Genomic DNA, 24,352 nt, shown 5'->3' with positions numbered 1-24,352 from the left:
GGCGAACCGGGAATGTCAGGGGGTTATGGCGCGGGGTTGATCAACATCTGCCCCACGGAGCCCCTATCCATCATCTCCAGCGTCTGGCTATGGAACAGGAACGGGAAGTGCGGCCACGAAGGCTGACCATAGTAGACAAGCAGTTCGACCTGACCATCCACCCAGACGGTATCTTTCCAGCCGCGATCTTCCGGGAACGGCATCGCACCGTTGACGTTACGGATCAGGAAGGACACCCCTTCAATATGGAACGACTGCGGCATATCTGAACGGACCGTCCAGCGCTCCCAGGTGCCCTGCTGGGCGGTGATGTCGATACGGTTGACGTCCCACAGCGCGCCGTTGATGCCCGGATCGTCGCCCAGGCTGATATCACGGCTGCGCACCGGCGAACCGCCCATGATCTCCTGCGGCAGCAAACGCATCGGCAGGCTATCGGTGACCAGCGGCAGCAGGCCGGTTGGACGCAGGGTTAACACCAGCGTGGAGACCAGAATGCTCGACGGCTCGAAGAACCCGCGAATACGGTCAACAATGCTCGCGGCTTCGCCACAGGTGACAGAGACTTCATCCCCGTTGGTCATATCCACCAGAATTTCCCGACGTTCCCCCGGCGCCAGCGCCAGTTGCTTAACGGAGACCGGCGCAGGTAAAAAGCCCTGGTCACCGGAGATCACGTGGAGCGGGCGGCCATCGCTCATCTGCAGCTGATAACGACGGGAGTTAGAGGCATTAAGCAAACGCAGACGCACCCAACCGCGGGAAACTTCGACATACGGGCTTTGCGCACCGTTTACCAGCAGCGTATCGCCAACAAAGCCACCGCTCCCCGGCTCGCTGTACTCCGGCGTGCCAAAGTTATCCAGGCGCTTGTCCTGAATAATGATCGGGAAATCATCCACGCCGTAGTGGTTCGGGATCGGCAGCGACTTGCTGACCTCATCTTCCACCAGCCACATCCCGGCCAGACCGTTATAGACCTGCTGCGCCGTGCGGTTAGGCGTGTTAGCGTGATACCACAGCGTTGCCGCGCTCTGGCGGATCGGCAGGACGGGTGCCCAGTCGGCGTTGGGAGACATCATGCGCGCCGCGCCACCGATCAGCGGGCCTGGAACCTGTAAACCGCTGATGGTCATGGCAACATTTTCAGTGGTGCGGTTGCTGTAAATGAGCTTAACGTCATCGCCGTTCCACACGCGAACGGTTGGCCCGAGGTAGCGCCCGTTAATGCCCCATACCTGCGCGCGCGTGCCCTGGGTAAAGGACCAGTGGCTGCGCTGTAGCGTCAGAAATAGCGGCTGGCCGCGACGGGATTCAATCAACGGCGGAATGGGTAGCGGCTGTTGCTGCCCGGCGGCGCTGGCTGTCAGCGGCATCGCACCCGCACAGAGGGCAATCCCCGAAGCCTGAATAAACTGACGCCGACTGAGTGACATATAAGCTCCATCTGAAACGACTAACAACGCGGGAATTCGTTTTCCCTTTAACGCCGGATTAAATCTTACCGGCGGCTTCTCTTTCTGCGACTTCTTTGTCCAGCTGCGCAATACGCTGAGCCATCAGCTCGCGGCAATGTGCTGCCAGCTCGCGTACCTGGTCTTTACCGTATTTGCTGGTATCGACAGGCGGCAACATTTCGACAATCACCAGACCATTATTCAGGCGGTTAAGATTAATCTTATTCGAAGTATTGGAAACGCACACAGGAATAATTGGAACACCCGCCGCAATTGCGGCATGAAAAGCGCCCGTTTTAAACGGCAGCAGGCCACGCCCACGGCTACGCGTTCCTTCCGGGAACATCCAGATGGATATTTTGCGCTTTTTAAAATGATTCACCACTTCCGCAATGGTGCTGTGTGCTTTTGCGCGGTTATTACGATCGATCAGCAGGTTACCGGTCAGCCAGTACAACTGGCCAAAAAACGGGATCCACAGCAGGCTCTTTTTCCCCACCGTCACGGTCGGCGGCAGAACGATATTGGAGGCCGTCACCATATCGTAGTTGTTTTGATGGTTGGCGATATAGATGGCATTACCGAAGTTCTCTGCCCCTTCAGGCAGGCGTTTTTCAACCTTCAGACCAAACAACGGTGCAAGGCGGCCGAACATATGGCCGAAGGTGGCAACGTGCTTAGGATTGCGCGGGCTGAACAGGCAATAAATTGAGCCGAAAACACAGACCAGAATACAGTAGATAACGGTAAGAATAAGACGAACAATATATAGCATAGCGACCTCTGAAGCCCCAACAGCTGACAATTATACTTCACCTGTGGCCAGGTAAGGACTTTATTACGAGCGCGTATTGTTAATCGCAACGCACGAATTAACAACGATTTTACGGGAAATTTTATTGAACTTCCCCCTCCGGACGGAGGGGGATATCACGAGACTACTCTTCGCTGTCACCCGCGCTGCTGCGCGCCGGTGAATCTATCTCCACACGGTCGATACGCTGCAGGCCGCGCATCAGCGAACCGCGACGACCGCGTTCGCCCACCACTTTCTGCAGCTCTTCCGGGCGCAGTTTGATCTTACGCTTGCCAACATGAATGGTCAGCGTGCTCTGCGGCGGCAGCAGGAAGAGGTGCGCCAGACCATCTTCACCTTTCGCGGCTTCCGCCGACGGGATGTTGATGATCTTGTTGCCCTTCCCTTTCGACAGCTCCGGCAGGTCGCTGACCGGGAACATCAGCATGCGTCCGGCGGAGGTGATCGCCAGCAGCATATCGCTTTCGTTCTCGATCACCAGCGGCGTCATCACGCGAGCGTTATCCGGCAGGCTAATCAGCGCTTTACCGGCACGGTTACGCGACACAAGATCGTTAAAGGTACAGATAAAGCCATAACCCGCGTCAGACGCCATCAGCAGCTTCTGGTCATCGGCCTCCATCAGCATATGATCAACCGTCGCCCCCGGCGGCAGCGTCAGCTTACCGGTAAGCGGTTCGCCCTGGCCGCGCGCGGAAGGCAGCGTGATCGGGTCGATGGCGTAGCTGCGACCGGTGGAGTCGATAAACGCCACCGGCTGGTTACTCTTGCCTTTCACCGCCGCTTTAAAACTGTCTCCGGCTTTGTAGCTGAGACCCGGCGCGTCGATATCATGGCCTTTGGCGCTGCGCACCCAGCCGCTTTGCGACAGCACAATTGTCACCGGCTCGGAAGGCTGCATGTCATGCTCGTTCATCGCCTTCGCTTCTTCGCGCTCGTGCAGCGGAGAACGACGATCGTCGCCGAAGGCATCAGCATCCGCCTGCAGCTCTTTCTTCAGCAGGTTATTCATCTTGCGCTCGGACGCGAGGATCGCCTGCAGCTGATCGCGCTCTTTTTCCAGTTCGTTCTGTTCACCGCGGATCTTCATCTCTTCCAGTTTGGCGAGATGGCGCAGTTTCAGTTCGAGGATCGCTTCCGCCTGCGTTTCGCTGATGCCAAAGCGCGACATCAGGGCCGGCTTCGGCTCGTCCTCGGTACGGATGATCTCAATGACTTCGTCGATATTGAGGAACGCCACCAGCAAACCTTCGAGGATATGCAGGCGCTTCAGCACTTTCTCCAGACGATGGTTAAGACGACGGCGGACCGTATCGCGACGGAACGTTAGCCATTCGGAAAGGATCTCCAGCAGGTTTTTCACCGCCGGGCGTCCGTCAAGGCCGATCATGTTCAGGTTGATGCGGTAGCTTTTTTCCAGATCGGTGGTGGCAAACAGGTGGTTCATCACCTGCTCCATGTCCACGCGGTTGGAGCGCGGCACGATCACCAGACGGGTCGGGTTCTCGTGGTCAGATTCGTCGCGCAGGTCGTCCACCATCGGCAGCTTTTTATTGCGCATCTGGGAGGCGATCTGCTCCAGCACTTTCGCGCCGGAAACCTGGTGCGGCAGCGCGGTGATCACCACAGCGCCGTCTTCTTTATTCCACACCGCGCGCATGCGCACGGAGCCGCGACCGTTCTGGTAGATTTTGCGGATTTCCGCACGCGAGGTGATGATTTCCGCTTCAGTCGGATAATCCGGCCCCTGAACGATATCCAGCAGCTCGTCGAGCGACGTTTTAGGCTGCTCAATCAGGGTGATGGCGGCTTTCGCCACTTCACGCAGGTTGTGGGGCGGAATATCTGTCGCCATACCGACCGCAATACCGGTGGTACCGTTCAGCAGAATGTTTGGCAGACGCGCAGGCAGCATCTTCGGCTCCTGCATCGTACCGTCGAAGTTTGGCACCCAGTCAACGGTTCCCTGACCCAGCTCGCCCAGCAGCACTTCGGCATATTTAGAGAGACGAGATTCGGTATAACGCATCGCCGCGAAGGATTTCGGATCGTCCGGTGCCCCCCAGTTCCCCTGACCATCCACCAGCGGATAGCGGTAAGAGAACGGCTGCGCCATCAGGACCATCGCTTCATAACAGGCGCTGTCGCCGTGCGGATGGTATTTACCCAGCACGTCACCGACGGTACGGGCGGATTTCTTGAACTTGGCGGTGGCGTTCAGCCCCAGTTCGGACATCGCATAGACGATGCGGCGCTGAACCGGCTTCAGGCCATCCCCGATAAACGGCAACGCCCTGTCCATGATGACGTACATGGAGTAGTTCAGGTAGGCGTTTTCCGTGAATTCATGTAGCGCGAGGCGCTCTGCCATATCGCTCATTACGTGTGATTCCTCAACTCAGAAACCGATGGGTTTCAGGCAATATTGCCGCAGATACTACCCTATCTGACGAGTTGAGTCACAAAGAAAAAGGGCCGGGTGAGCGGCCCTTTTCGGGTTATTTGTTCAGCTTGATAACCTGCTTCACATCGATTTCAAACTCGTTCCAGTCTTTATCGACTTTACCCTGCAGCTCCACTTTATCCTGCGGGGTCACGGTCACGCCGTTCCAGCGCTTGTGGTCAATTTCGACCACCACCGTACCGGACTCATCGCGGAAGGTGTAGCGGTCATCGGACAGGCGCTCGGTAATGTTCCCGCGCAGCTTCACCCAGGCATCGTCCTTCAGATCTTTCACTTTAGCCGCGGTGGTGAGGTTGGCGTTGTTATCGACAAAACCGCCCTGCTGAGTTTGCGTCTGGGCCGGCGTGGCGGATGGGCCACTAAAACCGCCCTGAGCAGCAAAGACCGGCGCGGTGGTCATCATCATGATGGCAGTAATTGCAGCGAATTTTTTCATCGTAATCTCTCCCTTTAATGTCGTTTCGCAGTCCATTAAACAGGGTAATCCTTAACAACTTCTTAAGGGGAAAATTTATTTATTTTTACTGTACACCAGCCGCTTAGAGAGGGTTTACTGGCGGCATCAAGGAGGGAACATGCGTATTTTACTGGTAGAAGATGACAAGCTCATCGGCGATGGCATCAAAGCGGGGTTAAGCAAACTGGGCTTTAGTGTGGACTGGTTTACCGAGGGGAAAACCGGGCAGGCCGCGCTCGCTTCCGCGCCCTATGATGCCGTGGTACTGGACCTGACGCTGCCGGAAATTGACGGTCTGGACATTCTGCGCGCCTGGCGTGAAGGCGGACACAGCGAGCCGGTACTGATCCTGACGGCGCGGGATGCGCTGAACCAGCGTGTTGAAGGGCTGCGCCTCGGGGCGGACGATTATCTCTGTAAGCCTTTTGCCCTGATCGAAGTGGCTGCCCGCCTTGAAGCGCTGGTGCGCCGCAGCCACGGCCAGACGCGCAGCGAACTGCGCCACGGCAAGGTCACGCTCGATCCAGCGAGCCTTATCGCCACGCTGGATGGCGAAACGTTAACGCTTAAGCCTAAAGAGTTCGCGCTGCTGGAGCTGTTAATGCGTAACGCAGGCCGGGTACTGCCGCGCAAGCTGATCGAGGAAAAACTCTATACCTGGGACGATGACGTCTCCAGCAATGCCGTCGAAGTCCATGTTCATCATTTACGCCGCAAGCTCGGAAGCGACTTTATCCGCACCGTACACGGCATCGGTTATACCCTGGGTGACGCATGAAATTGAGCCTGAAGCTGCGCCTGACGCTGCTGTTTTTAGTCCTCTCTCTGACGGCATGGTTCGCCGCCAGCCTGGTGGCCTGGCAGCAGACCACCCACAAGCTGGATAAGCTGTTCGATACGCAGCAGATGCTGTTTGCCAAACGACTGCTGACGATGGAACTGGACGAGCTTCATGCGCCAGCGCGCATGCGAGAGGTGCCGAAAAAAGCCAAACACGGGCATCTTGACGACGACGCGCTGGCCTTTGCGATTTACGCTTCAGACGGCACGATGATCCTGAACGACGGCGAAAACGGCCGCGATATCCCGTATCACTATCGCCGTGACGGCTTTGACGACGGACGGCTTCAGGACGATAACGACGAATGGCGCTTTTTATGGCTGACCTCGCCAGACGGGAAATACCGCGTGGTGGTCGGCCAGGAGTGGGAGTACCGGCAGGATATGGCGCTCGACGTCGTCAGCTCACAGCTGACGCCGTGGCTGGTGGCGCTGCCGGTAATGCTGCTGTTGCTTATTGTCCTGCTGAGTCGGGAACTGAAACCGCTGAAAAAGCTGGCACAGACCCTGCGCGCGCGCTCGCCGGATGCCACCGATGCCCTGCCCACCCAGGGCGTGCCGGCGGAAGTGCGCCCCCTGCTCGACTCGCTGAATCATCTCTTTGCGCGTACCCAGGAGATGATGACCCGCGAGCGCCGTTTTACCTCCGATGCCGCCCATGAATTACGCAGCCCGCTGGCGGCGCTGAAGGTGCAAACCGACGTGGCGCAGCTCTCTCAGGACGATCCGCAGGCGCAGGAAAAAGCGCTGACGCAGCTGCACGCGGGCATCGATCGCGCGTCCCGCCTGGTGGATCAGCTCCTCACGCTGTCGCGTCTGGACTCGCTGGACAGCCTGGACGGTGTAGAACAGATAGCGATGGCCGATTTGCTGCAGTCCGCGGTAATGGATATCTACCCTCCGGCGCAGCAGGCGGGCATTGATATTCGTCTGAACATTAACGCGCCAGAGGTGACGCGCACGGGTCAGCAACTGCTCCTGAGCCTGCTGGTACGTAACCTGCTGGATAACGCCACCCGTTACAGTCCGCGCGGCAGCGTGGTGGATGTGACGCTGGATGCGCGTCGCTTTACCGTGCGCGACAACGGCCCGGGTATTTCCCCCGATGCGCTGGCGCGTCTCGGCGAGCGGTTTTACCGTCCGCCAGGTCAGGATGCCACCGGAAGCGGGCTGGGGTTATCCATTGTGAAACGCATCGCCGCCCTGCACGGGATGCACGTCGCGCTGGGCAACGCCCCTGAAGGCGGCTTCGAAGTGAACGTCAGCTGGTAAAAGATTATTGCATTTAACGCAAAAGACTTTGCACATTTTGCTCATTTTTCCGCTCCGTCCTCGCGCGTAGAATACCCGGCATACTCTCAGTCACGAGGACAAATAATGAGCAACATTTTGATTATCAACGGCGCAAAAGAATTTGCGCACTCTAAAGGCCAACTGAATGACACCCTGACCGAGGTCGCGGATGGTTTCCTGCGCGACGCCGGGCATGATGTTAAGGTCGTGCGTGCGGACAGCGAGTATGACGTGAAGGCGGAAGTGCAGAACTTCCTGTGGGCCGACGTAGTGATTTGGCAGATGCCGGGCTGGTGGATGGGCGCACCGTGGACGGTGAAAAAGTACATGGACGACGTCTTCACCGAAGGTCACGGTTCACTGTATGCCAGCGACGGCCGCACCCGTTCAGACGCGTCGAAAAAATACGGTTCCGGCGGTCTGATTCAGGGCAAAAAATATATGCTTTCCCTGACCTGGAACGCTCCTCTGGAAGCCTTCACCGAAAAAGATCAGTTCTTTGAAGGCGTGGGCGTCGACGGTGCGTATCTGCCGTTCCACAAGGCGAACCAGTTCCTGGGGATGGATCCGCTGCCGACCTTTATCGTCAACGACGTGATTAAAATGCCGGACGTCCCGAGCTATATCGCAGAATATCGCAAGCATCTCGCGAAAATTTTTGCTTAACTGGTAGCCTGGAATTAAAGGAGTAGTCACAATGCTTACCGTTATCGCAGAAATCCGTACTCGTCCAGGTCAACATCACCGTCAGGCGGTGCTGGATCAGTTCGCGAAAATTATCCCAACCGTACTGAAAGAAGAAGGCTGCCACGGCTACTCGCCGATGGTTGACGCCGCTACCGACGCAAGCTTCCAGGCCACCGCGCCAGACTCCATTATCATGGTTGAGCAGTGGGAAACCGTCGCCCATCTTGAAGCGCATTTGCAGACCGCACATATGAAAGCGTGGAGCGATGCGGTGAAAGGTGACGTGCTGGAGACCCACATCCGTATTCTGGAGCAAGGGGTTTAAGTTCGTGGAATTTGCCGGGTGGCACTGCGTGTACCCGGCCTACAAAACCTGAACCGTAGGCCCGGTAAGCGTTAGCGCCACCGGGCTTTTTTCGCACCTTAAACCTCAACTGCTATGCTTATTCTGACTTCATGATTAACAGGAGGATGGAATGGGTCTTTTTAACTTCATAAAAGAAGCAGGCGAAAAGCTGTGGGATAACCTGACCGATCATAAAGGCCAGGGCGACAAAATCACCGAGCACCTCAAGAAACTCAACATTCCCGGTTCAGACAAAGTCCAGGTTAACGTTACCGACGGCAAAGCCAGCGTAACGGGCGACGGGCTGACCCAGGAGCAGAAAGAGAAAATCCAGGTCGCCGTCGGGAACATCGCGGGCGTCAGCGAAGTGGAGAACAATATCACCGCGACCGATGCCAAAGATGAAGCCACCTACTATACGGTAAAATCCGGCGATACCCTGAGCGCCATCTCCAAAACCGTGTACGGCGATGCCAACCAGTACAACAAGATTTTCGAGGCCAATCGCCCTATGCTCTCCAGCCCGGATAAAATCTACCCGGGCCAGACGCTGCGTATTCCTAAAGCGTGATCAACGAGTCGGGGTTACCCCCGACTGTTTTTAACCGCTTTTCTTCCCCGGCTTTAACCCACGATGCAACTCATTGATACGCTTCATTGACTTAATGGTGCGCTGCGGCTCGGTGGAGGCAACGGATAAAACAATCATCTCCAGACACAGCAGCACCGTGCCATGAAGCGGGATTTTACCCTTCTCTCCGCCACGCGGGACGTGGATCACCACGCTGGCCTCTTTACTGAATTGTGAGTCGGTGGCATTGGTCAGCAAAACGGTGGGGATCCCCAGGCGTTTCGCCTCGCGCAGCGTGGTTTGTCCTTCCCGATGCGCAGATTTTTGCGCCATCATGATCAGCACATCACCGCGCTGGAGCCCAATCAACTGTTCCGCAAGCCCTATCCCGGTACGGTTGAGCGGCATGGCGGGGAGTCCCATCCGGCTGAACAATCTGGCGGTGTATTCGGCCAGAATCCCGGACGCGCCAATACCAAATAGGGCAACCTGCCTCGCCTGAGCCAGCAGTGAGACCGCCTGCGCCATTGCGAGGCGGTTGTGGGGTTCAGACAAGACGTTACAGGTATGCTGGTGCCCCTCCAGCACGAAATCAATGCTCGCATTGACGTCGCTGGTAAGCGTATTCACCGTGGTGGAGATCTTTTCGCTGGAGGTCACCACCGGACCAAACCACTGCTCCAGCGTCTGCTTGAGATCGCGCAATCCACCAAAACCGAGTGCCTGGATGGCGCGGACGACGGTAGCATCCGACGTTTTAAGCAGCGTCGCGATCTCCATCGCCGTCTGTTCCATCACCGCTTCACGATTTTCATTGATATAGCGCGCCACCAGCAGCAGCCGCGGCGTAAGCTGGTGCGCCCGCGAGCGGAGGCGGTCGCCGAAAACATCGACTTTTCGGCTCATCGTGACGCCTCCGGCAAAGGACGTCCGGCAATCTGCGACTGCACCTGCGCGGCCATGAGCCCTAACGAGGCGAACGAGTTCGAGATGGCCTCTTCGCGCGAGATCAGTACGTAGTGGCCGGTTCGGCAGGCATTCAGGAACTGACACCAGCCGGGCATGACCGCATCCATTGCTGCCAGCTCATCCTGCGGTTTGCCGCCTGTATCCCCGCGCCAGGTAGCGAAAACGAAATCAGCATCCAGCTCCGGCAGCCGTTCAGCACTGACGTCAATCCGTCCGCCCTCCGGGATGGACTCAATCAGCGGCGGGAAGGTAAACCCGGCATCACGCAGGACGCGCCCCAGCGAATGGTAGCTGTGCATGGTGTTGATTTTCCCCTGATTAGCCTGAATCACCGACACGGTGATTTTGCGTGTGTCGATAGTCGCCTTCAGCGCCTTGATTTGTTCCTGATAGCGGCGTTCAAAAACCTTGAGCCGCGCCTGCGTGCCCGTCAGCTGCGCCAGTTTGCGGTAGATCTCCGGCGCGCCGCCGTCGAGATGATCGATACTCACCGTCGGGGCTATTTTTTCCAGCTGCTCCACCGGCGTATTGCGGGTCGGCTCGGTAATGATCAGATCCGGTTTTGCCGCGGCGATGGCCTCAATGTCGATATCGGCAGTGCCGATAAATTTGATGTCGGAATTATCGAAGTCGACGCCGGTCAACATGCCGCTGGACCGCAGAAAGTGGCTACCGTCCGGTCGCGTGCGGCCATGGCTCGCCACGGGCGGTACGCCAAGCTCAATCAGTGGAATGGTGATATCCAGATCGTGTAACGAGACGATCCGTTTCGGATGTACCGGTACCACCACTTTCCGGTTCAGATCGTCCGTAAACGTCTGGGTCGGCTCGGCCGCACTCACCGCAAAGCCCACCAGCACCAGCATCGCAAACAGTACGCGCATCATAGTCTCCTAAAATCTGTCCCGACGCTGCCAGAGCAGCAGCAGGAAAAAGGGTCCGCCAATCAGTGAAATCACAATGCCCGCAGGCAGCTGCAGCGGGAGGAATGCCAGCCGCCCGACGTTATCCGCCAGCAGCACCAGCAGCGCCCCCAGCACGGCGCTTCCCGTCAGGAGCGCGGTTTGCCCGCCGCGCAGCAGCAGGCGCGCCATATGTGGCGCAATAAGCCCGACAAAACCAATACTGCCCACGCAGGAGACGCAGGCCGCCGTCAGCACCACCGGGGCGAGAACGCGCAGCAGCGCCAGTCGGTTTGTGCGCACCCCCAGCCCCGCCGCCGCGTGGTTGCCGAGCAGCGCCACGTCGGCAGCGCGGGCGGTTAATAAAAGTAGCGCAAATGCCGGAAGCGACCAGGCCGCCGCAATGCTGACCAGCGTCCAGTTTGCCGCGTGCAGGCTTCCCGCCAGCCATAGCATCGCCGTCTGCACGTCGCGCACGTCCGCCGTGGTCATAAAGACGCCCATTGCCGCGGCGAAGGCCCATGAAACGCCGATGCCGATCAGAATGAATCGTGGACGCGAAATATCACGCGCCAGGGCCACCACCAGCAGCGCAGTGAGTAGGCCTCCGGCTATGCCGACCAGCGGCCGCCAGCCTAGTCCCAGCGCCGGAAACTGAAAAATCAGCAGCAGTACCGCCGCGCTACAACCCTCTTTCACGCCGATAAGCCCCGGGTCCGCCAGGCCATTGCGGGTAATGGACTGCATTGCTGCGCCAGCCATGCCGAGCATCGCGCCGCACAGTACCGCCATCAGCAGGCGCGGCAGACGGATATCCATCACGATGTAGTGCGTCTCTGGGGTCAGGCTTTCGGGATAAAACAGCGCCCGCCCGATGGCGGATGCAGGAACGGGAAGCGAGCCGTGCGTCAGGCCAAAAGCGGTTAGCACGCAGGCTGCCAGCGTCAGGACGGCCAGGCACGCCAGCGCTTTTGGACGAACCAGCGCCGAGAAAGCCCCCACGCGTAACGCACGCAATCCAGCCCGGTTCATTTGAACATCCTTGCAGCCATGAAGATAAAGACGGGCGCGCCGACCAGGGCAGTCATGATGCCGGTTGCCAGCTCCCAGGGCGTAAACAGCGTGCGGGCAGCAATGTCCGCCAGCAGCAGAACCAGTGCCCCGCACAAGGCAGAGAGCGGCACCATCACGCGTAAATCAACCGACACCAGACGACGAATGAGCTGCGGCACCACAAGACCGATAAAGCCAATCGGCCCGGCGAGGGAGACCGCCGCCCCGCAGAGTAGCGCGATAGAAAGCAGAGCGAGCAGGTGGATTTTCAGCAGCGACACGCCCAGCCCCTGCGCCATCCTGTCGCCCATCGCCAGCATATTGAGCGAGGGCGATAACCCGAGCGCCAGCATAAACCCCATGGCCGCCACCCACAGGGCAGCGGCGATCGTTTCACCGCTAAGCCCTGCTAAATCTCCCGCCAGCCAGGTCCGCATGGCGAGCAGCGTCTGTTCATCCAGTATGAGCACCGTGGCGGTAATCGACGCGGCAAACGCCGACATCGCCACGCCGCACAGGGTCACCTTCATCGGCGTGAGTCCGGCGCGGCCGGACGAGGAGAACATCAGTACCAGCAGAAACAGCGCAGCGGCGCCAGCGGCGGCAATCAGCGGGCGTCCAAACGGCAGCGTTAGCCCAAGCGCGCTCGTCAGTACCACCGCCAGTGCCGCCCCGGCATTGAGCCCCAGAATATGCGGTTCGCCGAGCGGGTTGCGGATCACGGATTGCAGCAGCACGCCCGCGACGCCGAGGGCAGCACCTGTCACCATCGCGCCGCAGAGACGCAGCAGCCGCAGTTTGATAATGATGTTATGGTCGAAATTGCGCGGGTCGAAATGGAAGAAGGCCTCCACCACCGTCTTCGGGGCGATAAAACGCGCACCGATACCCAGATGCGCAATCGCGCCCATCGCCAGCAGCAAGGTGAAAAGCAGGAAAGCCAGAGAGGTGCGCATCATGGCTGTTCCGTGACCTGGCGGAACGGCATAAAGAACGGTTTGCCGGTCAGCGGATTGATGGACATATGCACGTCGACATCAAATACCGCTTTAATCAACGCCGGCGTGCAGACGTCGCCCTCATGTAATACGCCCTCCACTTTTCCCTGGCGTAAAAAGACCAGTGAATCACCATAATTCACGGCGAAGTTAAGGTCGTGCAGCACCACTACCACGGTACGTCCATGCGCGCGCGTCAGCGTATGCAGCAGCTCCAGGATCTCCACCTGGTAACGGAGATCGAGGAAGGTTGTCGGTTCATCCAGCAGGATATACGGCGTCTGCTGTGCCAGCGCCATGGCGATCCAGCAGCGCTGACGCTGGCCGCCGGACAGGCTTTCGACGGGCCTATGGGCAAACTCCGCCGTGCCGGTCAGGCGCAGCGCCTCTTCCACCGCCCGCTCGTCTTCGTCGCTCCACTGGCGCATAAAATTCTGCCACGGGAAACGCCCGCGCGAGACCAGCTCGAAAACGGTTAACCCTTCCGGCAGCAGCGGCGACTGCGGCAGGATGCCAAGCTGGCGGGCGACCGCTTTCGTCGGCTGCGCGTGGATTGCCTTGCCGTCGAGAACGGCCGCGCCGCCCAGCGGCTGGAGTAAGCGCGCAATCGTACTCAGCAGCGTCGATTTTCCGCAGCCGTTCGCGCCCACCAGAACGGTTATTTTCTGCTGCGGGATCGTAAGGGAGATATCATCAACGATGATTTTTTTCTGGTAACCGGCAGAAAGATTCTCCAGAACCAGTCCCGGTTTTTGGGTGTTGTGAGCCACGTGAATGCCAACGTAATGAAAAACAGCAATAAATATAAATAAAAATCATTCTCTTTTGAGAGTTTGCCGCCGCGTCATGTAGTAGTCAAGTGAAGAAACACCCTTAAAAAACCAGGGGTAACGGGGCATTTACACGCGACACAAAACACAAATAAGTATCTATTTTTCAATCAATTAAATGGTTAACCTTTTGTATTTTCGTCACGTTTCGCCTGTGTAGCCAATTTTTATCTTTTTTCATTTACTACTACATGCCTGCATGATTGAATGATTCTCAATTACATGTTCGATGCCGGTTCTGGCTAACGAGCAGACCATTAAGGGCAATGACTCACACATTCTTCCGTGAAGGTGATTCACGGATATTTCGGGATAACAGATGTAATGGCTACGTTCACACCTTCACTCTCTGGGGTAAAAGGGCGCGCGCTCTTTTCTCTGCTGTTTATCGCACCGCTGGTACAGGCCGCAGACGCTAATACGGCTAAAGACGGCGAAACGCTTACCGTTATCGCCGATCCCACTGCCGTGGCGGAGGCCACCAACGGCTATCAGCCGCTGAACACCTCCACCGCGACGCTGACCACCATGCCCATGCTGGATATCCCGCAGGTGGTGAATACCGTCAGCGATAAAGTGCTTGCGGATCAGCACGCTACCACGCTCGATGAAGCGCTGTATAACGTCAGCAACGTGGTTCAGACCAACACCCTGGGCGGTACGCAGGATGCCTTTGTGCGCCGTGGATTTGGCGCGAACCGTGACGGCTCGATCATGACCAACGGTCTGCGTACCGTCCTGCCGCGTAGCTTCAACGCCGCTACCGAACGCGTGGAGGTGCTGAAAGGCCCGGCCTCAACGCTTTATGGCATTCTCGATCCGGGCGGCCTGATTAATGTCGTCACTAAACGCCCGGAGAAAACCTTCGGCGGCGCAATTTCTGCCACCTCCTCCAGCTTTGGCGGCGGCACCGGACAGGTTGACGTGACCGGCCCGATTGACGGGACCCGTCTGGCGTACCGCCTGACGGGGGAGTATCAGGACGAGGACTACTGGCGCAATTTCGGTAACGAACGCAACACCTTTATCGCCCCCTCCCTGACCTGGTTTGGCGATGATGCCACGGTGACCGTGCTCTATTCCCACCGCGACTATAAAACGCCGTTCGATCGCGGCACGATCTTCGACCTCAACACCAAACAGCCGGTGAACGTCGATCGCAATACCCGTTTTGACGAGCCGTTTAACATCACTGACGGGCAGTCCGATCTCGCTCAGCTTAACGCGGAATACCGCCTTAATAGCCAGTGGACCGCGAAGTTCGACTACAGCTACAGCCAGGATAAATACAGCGATAATCAGGCCCGCGTAATGGCCTACGATGCCAAAACCGGTAACCTCACCCGTCGCGTGGATGCGACCCAGGGCTCAACCCAGCGCATGCACAGCACCCGCGCGGATTTGCAGGGCAACGTGGATATCGCGGGCTTTTACAATGAGATCCTGACCGGCGTGTCGTATGAAAATTACGATCTGCTGCGTACGGACATGATGCGCTGTAAGAACGTCAAAGGTTTCAATATTTACCATCCGGTTTACGGCAAACTCGACAAGTGTACAACCGTCTCCGCCGCTGACAGCGACCAGACGCTGAAGCAGGAGAGTTACTCTGCCTACGCGCAGGATGCCCTGTACCTGACCGATAAATGGATCGCCGTCGCCGGGATGCGCTATCAGTATTACACCCAGTACGCCGGTAAAGGCCGTCCTTTCAACGTTAACACCGACAGTCGCGACGAACAGTGGACGCCAAAGCTGGGGCTGGTTTACAAACTCACGCCGTCCGTTTCGCTGTTTGCTAACTACTCCCAGACGTTTATGCCGCAGTCGTCCATTGCGAGCTATATTGGCGACCTGCCGCCGGAAACGTCGAATGCCTACGAAGTGGGCGCAAAGTTCGACCTGTTCGACGGGGTTACTGCCAACATCGCGCTGTTTGATATTCACAAACGTAACGTGCTGTATACCGAAAGCATCGGGGACGAAACCATCGCCAAAACCGCGGGCCGCGTGCGTTCTCAGGGCGTAGAGGTGGATCTCGCCGGGTCGCTGACGGAGAACACCAACATTATCGCCAGCTACGGCTATACCGACGCGAAAGTGCTGGAAGACCCGGACTATGCGGGTAAACCGCTGCCAAACGTACCGCGCCATACCGGTTCCCTGTTCCTGACCTACGATATTCATAATGCGTTTGCCGGGAATACGCTGACCCTCGGCGGCGGCGGACATGGCGTGAGCCGTCGCTCAGCGACCAACGGTGCGGATTATTATCTGCCGGGCTATTTCGTGGCGGATGCGTTTGCGGCGTACAAGATGAAGCTGCAGTATCCGGTGACGCTGCAGGTCAACGTGAAGAACCTGTTTGATAAGACCTACTACACGTCATCTATCGCGACCAATAATCTGGGCAACCAAATCGGCGATCCGCGTGAAGTGCAGTTTACGGTGAAGATGGAGTTTTGATGTAAAAAAGCCCGGTGGCGCTCACGCTTACCGGGCCTACGATCCATTCCCTCTCCCTGTGGTAGAGAGTTAGGGTAAGGGCATCAGGCCTCAATATCCGCCATATCACCCTTCTCCTGCAGCCAGTTACGTCGGTCTTCCGAACGTTTCTTGGCAAGGAGCATATCCATCATGGCATTCGTTTGCTGTTCGTCTTCGTCGCTGATGGTCAGCTGCACCAGACGGCGCGTATTCGGATCCAGCGTCGTTTCACGCAACTGCATCGGGTTCATCTCACCCAGCCCTTTAAAGCGCTGGACGTTAGGCTTGCCCTTCTTACGCTTCAGCTGCTCCAGCACGCCCGCCTTCTCTTCTTCCGTTAGCGCGTAATAAACCTCTTTGCCGAGGTCGATACGGTACAGCGGCGGCAGCGCGACGTGGACGTGACCGTTTTTCACCAGCGTGCGGAAGTGCTTCACGAAAAGCGCGCACAGCAGCGTGGCAATGTGCAGACCATCGGAGTCCGCATCCGCGAGGATACAGATCTTGCCGTAACGCAGCTGGCTCAGATCGTCGCTGTCAGGATCGATACCGATCGCTACGGAAATATCATGCACTTCCTGCGAAGCCAGCACTTCATCTGAAGAGACTTCCCAGGTGTTCAGGATCTTACCCTTAAGCGGCATGATCGCCTGATATTCACGATCGCGCGCCTGCTTGGCCGACCCGCCCGCCGAGTCACCTTCCACGAGGAACAGTTCGGTACGGTTGAGGTCCTGTGCGGTACAGTCCGCCAGCTTGCCCGGCAGCGCAGGGCCGCTGGTCAGCTTTTTACGTACCACTTTCTTCGCCGCACGCAGACGGCGCTGAGCGCTGGAAATCGCCATTTCAGCCAGCATCTCTGCCGCCTGAACGTTCTGGTTCAGCCACAGGGTAAAAGCATCTTTCACCACGCCGGAGACGAACGCCGCACACTGACGTGACGAGAGACGCTCTTTGGTCTGGCCGGCAAACTGCGGATCCTGCATCTTCACGGAGAGCACGTAGGCGCAGCGATCCCAGATATCTTCCGCCGACAGCTTCACGCCGCGCGGCAGAATGTTGCGGTATTCGCAGAACTCGCGCATCGCATCCAGCAGGCCCTGACGCAGGCCGTTGACGTGCGTACCGCCAAGCATGGTTGGAATCAGGTTGACGTAGCTTTCCGTCAGCAGCTCGCCGCCTTCCGGCAGCCACAGCAGCGCCCAGTCCACCGCTTCGGTGTCACCGCTAAAGTTACCGACGAACGGTTTTTCCGGCAGCGTCGGCAGGCCGTTTACCGCTTCGCACAGATAGTCATTAAGACCATCGGCGTAGCACCAGGTCTGCTCGGTGTTGTTGACGTGATCGGTAAAGGTGATTTCTACGCCGGGACACAGCACCGCTTTCGCTTTCAGCAGGTGCGTCAGGCGAGAAACGGAAAAACGCGGGCTGTCGAAGAAGCTTTCGTCTGGCCAGAAGTGGACGCTGGTACCGGTGTTGCGTTTGCCGCACGTGCCGACAACCTGCAAATCCTGCACCTTTTCGCCGTTTTCAAACGCGATGTTATAGACCTGACCGTCGCGACGGACGTTCACTTCCACCCGTTTGGACAGGGCGTTAACCACGGAGATCCCCACGCCGTGCAAACCGCCGGAGAACTGGTAGTTTTTGTTGGAGAACTTACCGCCCGCGTGCAGACGACACAGGATCAGCTCAACGGCAGGCACGCCCTCTTCCGGGTGGATGTCCACCGGCATGCCGCGCCCGTCGTCGATAACTTCCAGCGACTGATCGGCATGCAGGATGACGTCAACGCGTTTGGCATGGCCCGCCAGCGCTTCGTCCACACTGTTATCAATAACTTCCTGGCCCAGGTGGTTTGGGCGCGTTGTATCGGTGTACATCCCCGGGCGGCGGCGAACCGGCTCAAGCCCGGTGAGGACCTCAATGGCATCAGCGTTATAGGTTTGCGTCATGATTTAAACTAGCAATTCGCATTGATTGTCAGTGGCTGTGCAGTCCAAGAAAATCGACAATCTGGGTGAAATGATTCTCAAAGCCCGTGAAAGCATGGTTTCCGCCTTCTTCTATAGTCTGGCGGCAGGATGCGTAATACGCCACTGCCTGGCGGTAATCCAGCACTTCATCACCCGTCTGTTGCAGCAGCCAGATGAGATCCGGCGCTTCAAGCGGGTCGACCTGCATAACTTTGAGATCGTAAATATGGCGTGACTCTAGCACATATTGCTGCCCGGTGTAGGGGTTCTCGTTTTCACCAAGAAAGTCCCTCAGCAGCTCAAATGGCCGTACCGCCGGATTCACCACAACGGCCGGCAGCATAAAGCATTGCGAGAGCCAGGTGGCGTAGTACCCGCCCAGCGATGAGCCGACCACACCAAACGATTCACCGCCGTGTTCAAGCACGATGGATTCGAGCATTTCCGCCGCCTCCGCCGGATAAGGCGGCAGCTGCGGGATAATCATCTCAACATGGGGGTGATGCTCGCTCAGCCACTGGCGAAACTGTGTCGCTTTTGCGGAGCGCGGCGAGCTGTTGAATCCGTGCAGATAAAGGAGCGTAGACATCAATAGCCTTCTGAAGCGGTATCTGGTCGGAATTGTGCGCCTGCCAGACGGCAGACTTCCGTGGTCAGCGTGCCGTCGGCATGCAGTTCCAGCCAGCGCCAGCCTGGCGCGATAGTATCCAGCGTAAAGTTGGCACAGTGCGGTTTAAACTGCACGCAGGTCGACGGCGTCGCCAGCATGCGGCGCCCGTTCCAGTCGAGATCCTGTTCCTGATGAATGTGTCCGCACAGCAGATGTTTCACGCGGGGGAACTTCGTCAGCACGCGATCCAGCGCGGCGGAGTTACGCAGGCTGTGTTGATCGAGCCAGCTGCAGCCCGCCGGGAGCGGATGATGATGCAGCAACAGCAGGGTATGACGTTCAGGTTCGGCAGCCAGTTTGGTCTCCAGCCAGTCGAGTTGAAACTCGCTTAACTCACCGTGCGGGACGCCAAATACCTGGCTGTCCAGCAGCAGGATCTGCCACTTTTCACCCGCAAAAACACACTTCGCCGGAGAAATCCCCGCGTCCTGGAGCGAGCTGTACATCGCGGGCTGGAAATCGTGGTTTCCCGGCAGCCAGACGCAAGGCACGCTAAAGCTCGCGATGCCTTCAGCAAAATGCTGGTAGGCCGCGGAGGATTGGTCCTGCGCCAGATCGCCTGTTGCAACTATCAGATCGCAGTCGCGATGTTCAGCGTGAATGGCGCTAAGTACTGCCTGATAGCTCTCCCAGGTATTCACCCCGAGCAGCGTCTCATGCTTTTCGGCAAAAAGGTGGGTATCGGTGATTTGTAATATCCTGACTGGCGCCCCACCAGCAACAGTCAGGTTCAACAGGCTTTCCAAATGGTGTCCTTAGGTAGGTTTATGACGCTAACAAACCGGAATCGCCATTGCTCCATGTGCTAAACAATATCTTAGCCAGTCGGCTAAAAACTGGTTAATTTGATGCTTTTCGTCGCGTTGATGCAACTTTTTATTCGGGTAATCATACCGCGCCTTGAAGCGAAAGATCTGCTGACTCGAACACACTTCAGCGACCATCGCATCATGATAGAGGCGCACCGTCATTGACGGCAGGCTCCAGTAGCTAATGCTGGGCGCCGTTTGTTCAATTTCGACCAGCGTAGTGTAGCGCGTTGATTCTGTTATCGTTAACCGATACTGCGCATTGCTCACCTGATAGCTTACCGTTTCGCCGGGTGCGTCATTTCTCGGCAGCAGGCGGCGCAATTGTGCGAAATTGGTTTCGCACAGGCGCATCATTTCTGGGAAGTCAGGTGTATAGCGCTTCATTTTTTCCACTCGTTTCGTAATGTCTGATAATGCAGTTGCAGCCATTGCAGGGCAATGACAGACGCTGCGTTGTCGATTTTCCCCTCTTCTACCCACTGATAAGCCTGTTCCCGGCTCACCACATGAACCCGAATATCTTCGTTTTCATCAGCCAGACCGTGGATCCCTTCCGCCGTCGTGGCGTCCACTTCGCCCACCATGATGGACAAGCGCTCGCTGGTGCCCCCCGGGCTCGCCAGATAACTCAACACCGGTTTTGTACGACCAACCACCAGCCCGGCCTCTTCCAGCGCCTCGCGGCGGGCGACGTCTTCAACCGTCTCGCCCTCTTCGATCATCCCGGCCACCATCTCCAGCAGCCACGGGCTCTCACTGACGTCATAGGCGGCGATGCGGATCTGCTCCACCAGCACAACTTCGTCACGCACTGGGTCAAAGGGTAGCAAGACAGCCGCATGCCCGCGCTCAAAAATTTCGCGTCTGATTTCGCCGCTCATTTCACCGTTAAACAGGCGATGCCTGAAACGGTAAAGATCCATTGAAAAAAAACCGCTATAAAGCGTTTCTCGTGCAATAATTTCTACATCGTTTTTGGCGAATGTCACGGGCAACTTTTCTGGTTTTTGCATGAGTCGAGTCCTGGTAGCAATGGTGATGAAATTGTGAATTTCAAGGCTGTTTGGCTGCCGTTTGTAAGGCTATATGGTAGATTGGTGCAAATTACCGCCAGATGGCACGTAACGCCAACCTTTTGGTGTGGATGATTCTGTTAGAATCGGCAATTATTTTTTAATTAGATCAGCGCTAATACTGCTTCACAACAAGGAATGCAAATGAAGAAATTGCTCCCCATCCTTATCGGCCTGAGCCTGACGGGCTTCAGTGCAATGAGCCAGGCGGAAAACCTGTTACAGGTCTACCAGCAGGCACGTCTGGGCAACCCTGATTTACGTAAATCAGCGGCCGATCGTGATGCTGCGTTTGAAAAGATTAACGAAGCGCGTAGCCCACTGCTGCCGCAGTTAGGTTTAGGTGCAGATTATACCTACAGCAACGGTTTCCGCGACGCTAACGGCGTTAACTCCAATGCTACCAGCGCCTCACTGCAATTAACACAGACGCTGTTTGATATGTCCAAATGGCGTGCCCTGACCCTGCAGGAAAAGAGCGCGGGTATTCAGGACGTCACCTATCAGACCGATCAGCAGACGCTGATCCTGAACACGGCCACCGCGTATTTCAACGTGCTGAGCGCCATCGACGCGCTCTCCTACACTGAAGCGCAGAAACAGGCGATTTACCGTCAGTTGGATCAAACCACCCAGCGCTTCAACGTGGGTCTGGTGGCGATCACCGACGTACAAAACGCCCGTTCACAGTACGACACCGTGCTGGCTAACGAAGTGACCGCGCGTAATAACCTCGACAACGCGCTCGAAGCGCTGCGTCAGGTCACCGGCAACTACTATCCTGAGCTGGCCTCTCTGAACGTGGACAGCTTTAAGACGGATAAACCGCAGGCGGTTAACGCGCTGCTGAAAGAGGCGGAAAACCGCAACCTGAGCTTGCTGCAGGCGCGTCTGAGCCAGGATCTGGCCCGCGAGCAAATTCGTCAGGCGCAGGACGGTCACCTGCCAACCCTGAGCCTGAGCGCGTCAACCGGCGTCTCTGATACCAGCTACAGCGGCTCTAAAACCAATACGTCACAGTATGACGACAGCAATATGGGCCAGAACAAAGTGGGCCTGAGCTTCTCCCTGCCGCTGTACCAGGGTGGTCAGGTTAACTCGCAGGTGAAACAGGCGCAGTACAACTTTGTTGGCGCTAGCGAGCAGCTGGAAAGCGCGCACCGCAACGTGGTGCAGACCGTTCGCTCTTCCTTCAACAACGTGAACGCCTCTATCAGCAGCATCAACGCCTATAAACAGGCCGTGGTGTCTGCACAGAGCTCCCTGGATGCGATGGAAGCCGGTTACTCCGTGGGTACACGTACGATTGTTGACGTGCTCGACGCGACCACCACGTTGTACAACGCGAAACAGCAGCTCTCCAGCGCACGTTACCAGTACCTGATTAACCAGCTGAACATCAAACAGGCTCTGGGTACGCTGAACGAGCAGGATCTGCAGATGCTGAACAGCACGTTGGGCAAACCGGTTTCAACGTCGCCAGAAAGCGTCGCGCCTGAGAACCCGGATCAGGTTGCCGCCGTTGATAACTTCAACGCTAACGGTAGCACCCCTGCGGCACAGCCAGCCGCCGCGCGTAGCACGGCCCCCGCAAGCAGCGGTTCTAACCCGTTCCGTCATTAAGCATTGCCCGATGGCGCTTCGCTTATCGGGCCTACTTAATCGTAGGCCGGGTAAGCGAAGCGCCACCCGGCGCAAAATCACACCCGAACGTAAGCCAACGTAAAGATCCCCCTGATTCCGCCTCTCTTCGCTTCATTTTCAACCACTCATCCTCTATCCTGAGCGTTATTACCACTGGGTCCTGGAAGACAAATATGAAACGGACAAAAACGATTAATCACGCGTCGTTCCGCAAAAGCTGGAATGCGCGCCACCTCACTCCCGTTGCGCTGGCGGTTACGGCTGTCTTTATGCTGGCAGGCTGTGAGAAAAACGACGAAACGGTTTCGCTGTATCAAAACGCAGATGACTGTTCCGCTGCAACCGGTCAGGCCGCAGAATGTAAGACGGCGTACACCAACGCGCTGAAAGAAGCGGAACGCACTGCGCCGAAGTATGCCTCACGTGAAGACTGTGTGGCGGAGTTTGGTGAAGGCCAGTGCCAGCAGACGCCAGCTCAGGCAGGTATGGCGCCGGAAAATCAGGCGCAGGCGCAGTCCAGCGGCAGCTTCTGGATGCCATTAATGGCAGGTTACATGATGGGCCGCCTGATGGGTGGCGGCGCGGGTTACCAGCAGCAGCCGCTGTTTAGCTCGAAAAACCCGGCCAGCCCGGCCTATGGTCAATATACCGATGCCAGCGGCAAAGGCTACGGCGCAGCAACCCCGGGCCGTACCGTGACCGTTCCGAAAACCGCAATGGCGCCGAAACCTGCGACCACCAACACCATCACTCGCGGTGGGTTTGGTGAGTCTGTGGCGAAACAGACCAGCATGCAGCGCAGTGCGTCAGGCACCTCTAGTCGCTCAATGGGCGGCTGATCATGGAACGAGTCAGTATTACCGAACGCCCGGACTGGCGCGAAAAAGCGACCGAGTACGGGTTTAACTTCCACACCATGTACGGGGAACCGTACTGGTGTGAAGATGCTTACTACAAGCTCACGCTCGCTCAGGTGGAAAAGCTTGAAGACGTGACCGCAGAACTGCACCAGATGTGCCTGAAAGTGGTGGAGAAAGTCATCGACAGCGACGAGCTGATGACCAAATTCCGCATTCCAAAGCACACCTGGAGCTTTGTTCGTCAGTCATGGAAAACGAATCAGCCTTCGCTCTACTCTCGCCTCGATCTGGCATGGGACGGCGTGGGCGAGCCTAAGCTTCTGGAAAACAACGCGGATACGCCAACCTCTCTGTACGAGGCGGCATTCTTCCAGTGGATTTGGCTGGAAGATCAGATGAACGCCGGAAACCTGCCGGCAGGCAGCGACCAGTTCAACAGCCTGCAGGAGAAGCTTATCGCGCGTTTCGCCGAGCTGCGCGAGCAGTTTGGCTTCAACCTGCTGCACCTCGCCTGCTGCCGCGACACGGAAGAAGACCGTGGAACGGTGCAGTATCTGCAGGACTGTGCCGCCGAAGCCGACGTGGCGACTGAATTCCTTTATATCGAAGATATCGGTTTGGGAGAAAAAGGTCAGTTTACGGATATGCAGGATCAGGTGATCAGCAACCTCTTCAAGCTCTATCCGTGGGAATACATGCTGCGCGAAATGTTCTCCACCAAGCTGGAAGATGCGGGCGTGCGCTGGCTGGAGCCGGCATGGAAAAGCATTATCTCTAACAAAGCTCTGCTGCCGATGCTGTGGGAAATGTTCCCGAACCACCCAAACCTGCTGCCAGCGTATTTTGCAGAAGATGATTTCCCGCCGATGGAGAAATACGTCGTTAAGCCGATTTTCTCCCGCGAAGGCGCGAACGTGTCGATTATCGAAAACGGCAAAACGGTGGAAGCGGTTGAAGGACCGTACGGCGAAGAAGGGATGATCGTCCAGGCATTCTATCAACTGCCGAAGTTTGGCGACAGCTATACGCTGATTGGCAGCTGGCTGATTAACGACCAGCCCGCCGGGATTGGCATTCGCGAAGATCGCGCGCTTATCACGCAGGATCTGTCACGGTTCTATCCGCATATTTTTGTAGAGTAAGATC

23 protein-coding genes are annotated in these 24,352 nt (G+C 57.2%); 9 read left to right on the top strand and 14 right to left on the bottom strand.

The window, feature by feature from the left end; genetic code table 11:
- Window positions 1-23: 23 nt before the first annotated feature.
- The 4 genes from ftsP to O1723_RS03530 all read right to left on the bottom strand — a co-directional run bounded on the left by ftsP (window position 24) and on the right by O1723_RS03530 (window position 5,174).
- Window positions 24-1,436: a cell division protein FtsP gene (gene ftsP / locus O1723_RS03545; RefSeq protein WP_023331309.1), complete on the bottom strand. Its 1,413-nt coding sequence runs from the start codon at window positions 1,434-1,436 to the stop codon at window positions 24-26.
- A 58-nt stretch (window positions 1,437-1,494) separates the two neighbouring features.
- Window positions 1,495-2,232, bottom strand: coding sequence for a 1-acylglycerol-3-phosphate O-acyltransferase (gene plsC / locus O1723_RS03540; RefSeq protein WP_014885242.1), 738 nt, complete (start codon window positions 2,230-2,232; stop codon window positions 1,495-1,497).
- A 163-nt stretch (window positions 2,233-2,395) separates the two neighbouring features.
- Window positions 2,396-4,654, bottom strand: a complete 2,259-nt coding sequence (parC, locus tag O1723_RS03535) for a DNA topoisomerase IV subunit A (RefSeq protein ID WP_014885243.1) — start codon at window positions 4,652-4,654, stop codon at window positions 2,396-2,398.
- Window positions 4,655-4,772: 118 nt separating this feature from the next.
- Entirely contained in the window at window positions 4,773-5,174 is a 402-nt protein-coding gene (locus tag O1723_RS03530) for a YgiW/YdeI family stress tolerance OB fold protein (protein ID WP_023337800.1), read from the bottom strand.
- Between the two features lie 139 nt (window positions 5,175-5,313).
- Here O1723_RS03530 and qseB point away from each other — a divergent pair, with 139 nt between their 5' ends.
- The 5 genes from qseB to lysM all read left to right on the top strand — a co-directional run bounded on the left by qseB (window position 5,314) and on the right by lysM (window position 8,932).
- On the top strand, window positions 5,314-5,973 hold the full coding sequence (gene qseB, locus O1723_RS03525) for a quorum sensing response regulator transcription factor QseB (RefSeq protein WP_014885245.1): 660 nt from the start codon (window positions 5,314-5,316) through the stop codon (window positions 5,971-5,973).
- Entirely contained in the window at window positions 5,970-7,307 is a 1,338-nt protein-coding gene (gene qseC / locus O1723_RS03520; protein WP_014885246.1) for a quorum sensing histidine kinase QseC, read from the top strand. The genes qseB and qseC overlap by 4 nt, the downstream gene beginning before the upstream one ends.
- A gap of 105 nt (window positions 7,308-7,412) precedes the next feature.
- Complete coding sequence (locus O1723_RS03515) at window positions 7,413-7,994, top strand: NAD(P)H-dependent oxidoreductase (protein ID WP_014885247.1); 582 nt, start codon at window positions 7,413-7,415, stop codon at window positions 7,992-7,994.
- Window positions 7,995-8,025: 31 nt separating this feature from the next.
- Window positions 8,026-8,340 carry a putative quinol monooxygenase gene (locus O1723_RS03510; protein WP_023337801.1) on the top strand — a complete coding sequence of 105 codons (315 nt, stop codon included), beginning with the start codon at window positions 8,026-8,028 and terminating at the stop codon, window positions 8,338-8,340.
- Between the two features lie 151 nt (window positions 8,341-8,491).
- Window positions 8,492-8,932 (top strand): peptidoglycan-binding protein LysM, encoded by a 441-nt coding sequence (gene lysM / locus O1723_RS03505; protein WP_023337802.1) that lies wholly within the window; start codon window positions 8,492-8,494, stop codon window positions 8,930-8,932.
- 30 nt (window positions 8,933-8,962) lie between these two features.
- Here lysM and O1723_RS03500 read toward each other — a convergent pair whose 3' ends face one another.
- Genes O1723_RS03500 through O1723_RS03480 form a run of 5 tightly spaced genes read right to left on the bottom strand, consistent with a single transcriptional unit; the run spans window position 8,963 to window position 13,624 of the window.
- Complete coding sequence (locus tag O1723_RS03500; protein ID WP_014885250.1) at window positions 8,963-9,838, bottom strand: MurR/RpiR family transcriptional regulator; 876 nt, start codon at window positions 9,836-9,838, stop codon at window positions 8,963-8,965.
- Window positions 9,835-10,785: an iron-siderophore ABC transporter substrate-binding protein gene (locus O1723_RS03495; protein ID WP_023337803.1), complete on the bottom strand. Its 951-nt coding sequence runs from the start codon at window positions 10,783-10,785 to the stop codon at window positions 9,835-9,837. Before O1723_RS03495 ends, O1723_RS03500 begins: the two co-directional genes overlap by 4 nt.
- A gap of 9 nt (window positions 10,786-10,794) precedes the next feature.
- Window positions 10,795-11,835 carry a FecCD family ABC transporter permease gene (locus O1723_RS03490; protein ID WP_023337804.1) on the bottom strand — a complete coding sequence of 347 codons (1,041 nt, stop codon included), beginning with the start codon at window positions 11,833-11,835 and terminating at the stop codon, window positions 10,795-10,797.
- A complete protein-coding gene (locus O1723_RS03485; protein ID WP_023337805.1) occupies window positions 11,832-12,815 on the bottom strand; it encodes a FecCD family ABC transporter permease in 984 nt (327 codons plus the stop codon). Before O1723_RS03485 ends, O1723_RS03490 begins: the two co-directional genes overlap by 4 nt.
- Window positions 12,812-13,624: an ABC transporter ATP-binding protein gene (locus O1723_RS03480; RefSeq protein ID WP_023337806.1), complete on the bottom strand. Its 813-nt coding sequence runs from the start codon at window positions 13,622-13,624 to the stop codon at window positions 12,812-12,814. The genes O1723_RS03485 and O1723_RS03480 overlap by 4 nt, the downstream gene beginning before the upstream one ends.
- Before the next feature lie 384 nt (window positions 13,625-14,008).
- Here O1723_RS03480 and O1723_RS03475 point away from each other — a divergent pair, with 384 nt between their 5' ends.
- The gene (locus O1723_RS03475; RefSeq protein WP_248191207.1) at window positions 14,009-16,150 is read left to right on the top strand and encodes a TonB-dependent siderophore receptor; all 2,142 of its coding nucleotides are present in this window, start codon (window positions 14,009-14,011) and stop codon (window positions 16,148-16,150) included.
- A gap of 83 nt (window positions 16,151-16,233) precedes the next feature.
- Here the strand turns inward: O1723_RS03475 and parE are convergent, their stop codons facing one another.
- Genes parE through nudF form a run of 5 tightly spaced genes read right to left on the bottom strand, consistent with a single transcriptional unit; the run spans window position 16,234 to window position 20,642 of the window.
- Window positions 16,234-18,126 (bottom strand): DNA topoisomerase IV subunit B, encoded by a 1,893-nt coding sequence (gene parE / locus O1723_RS03470; protein WP_014885256.1) that lies wholly within the window; start codon window positions 18,124-18,126, stop codon window positions 16,234-16,236.
- A gap of 28 nt (window positions 18,127-18,154) precedes the next feature.
- A complete protein-coding gene (gene yqiA, locus O1723_RS03465; RefSeq protein ID WP_023331317.1) occupies window positions 18,155-18,736 on the bottom strand; it encodes an esterase YqiA in 582 nt (193 codons plus the stop codon).
- Window positions 18,736-19,563, bottom strand: coding sequence for a 3',5'-cyclic-AMP phosphodiesterase (gene cpdA / locus O1723_RS03460; RefSeq protein WP_014885258.1), 828 nt, complete (start codon window positions 19,561-19,563; stop codon window positions 18,736-18,738). The genes yqiA and cpdA overlap by 1 nt, the downstream gene beginning before the upstream one ends.
- Window positions 19,564-19,590: 27 nt before the next feature.
- Window positions 19,591-20,013, bottom strand: coding sequence for a DUF1249 family protein (locus O1723_RS03455; RefSeq protein ID WP_003862516.1), 423 nt, complete (start codon window positions 20,011-20,013; stop codon window positions 19,591-19,593).
- Entirely contained in the window at window positions 20,010-20,642 is a 633-nt protein-coding gene (gene nudF, locus O1723_RS03450) for an ADP-ribose diphosphatase (protein ID WP_008502974.1), read from the bottom strand. Before nudF ends, O1723_RS03455 begins: the two co-directional genes overlap by 4 nt.
- A 198-nt stretch (window positions 20,643-20,840) precedes the next feature.
- Between nudF and tolC the strand changes: the two genes are divergently transcribed.
- The 3 genes from tolC to O1723_RS03435 all read left to right on the top strand — a co-directional run bounded on the left by tolC (window position 20,841) and on the right by O1723_RS03435 (window position 24,348).
- Complete coding sequence (gene tolC, locus O1723_RS03445) at window positions 20,841-22,325, top strand: outer membrane channel protein TolC (RefSeq protein WP_086527700.1); 1,485 nt, start codon at window positions 20,841-20,843, stop codon at window positions 22,323-22,325.
- A gap of 194 nt (window positions 22,326-22,519) precedes the next feature.
- Window positions 22,520-23,185, top strand: coding sequence for a DUF1190 family protein (locus tag O1723_RS03440; protein ID WP_014885260.1), 666 nt, complete (start codon window positions 22,520-22,522; stop codon window positions 23,183-23,185).
- A gap of 2 nt (window positions 23,186-23,187) precedes the next feature.
- Window positions 23,188-24,348: a glutathionylspermidine synthase family protein gene (locus tag O1723_RS03435; RefSeq protein WP_023337808.1), complete on the top strand. Its 1,161-nt coding sequence runs from the start codon at window positions 23,188-23,190 to the stop codon at window positions 24,346-24,348.
- Window positions 24,349-24,352: the final 4 nt, after the last annotated feature.

The organism is Enterobacter cloacae complex sp. HYC080_NIDB, from assembly GCF_056673325.1.
This window is presented reverse-complemented; position numbering and strand designations above follow the sequence as displayed.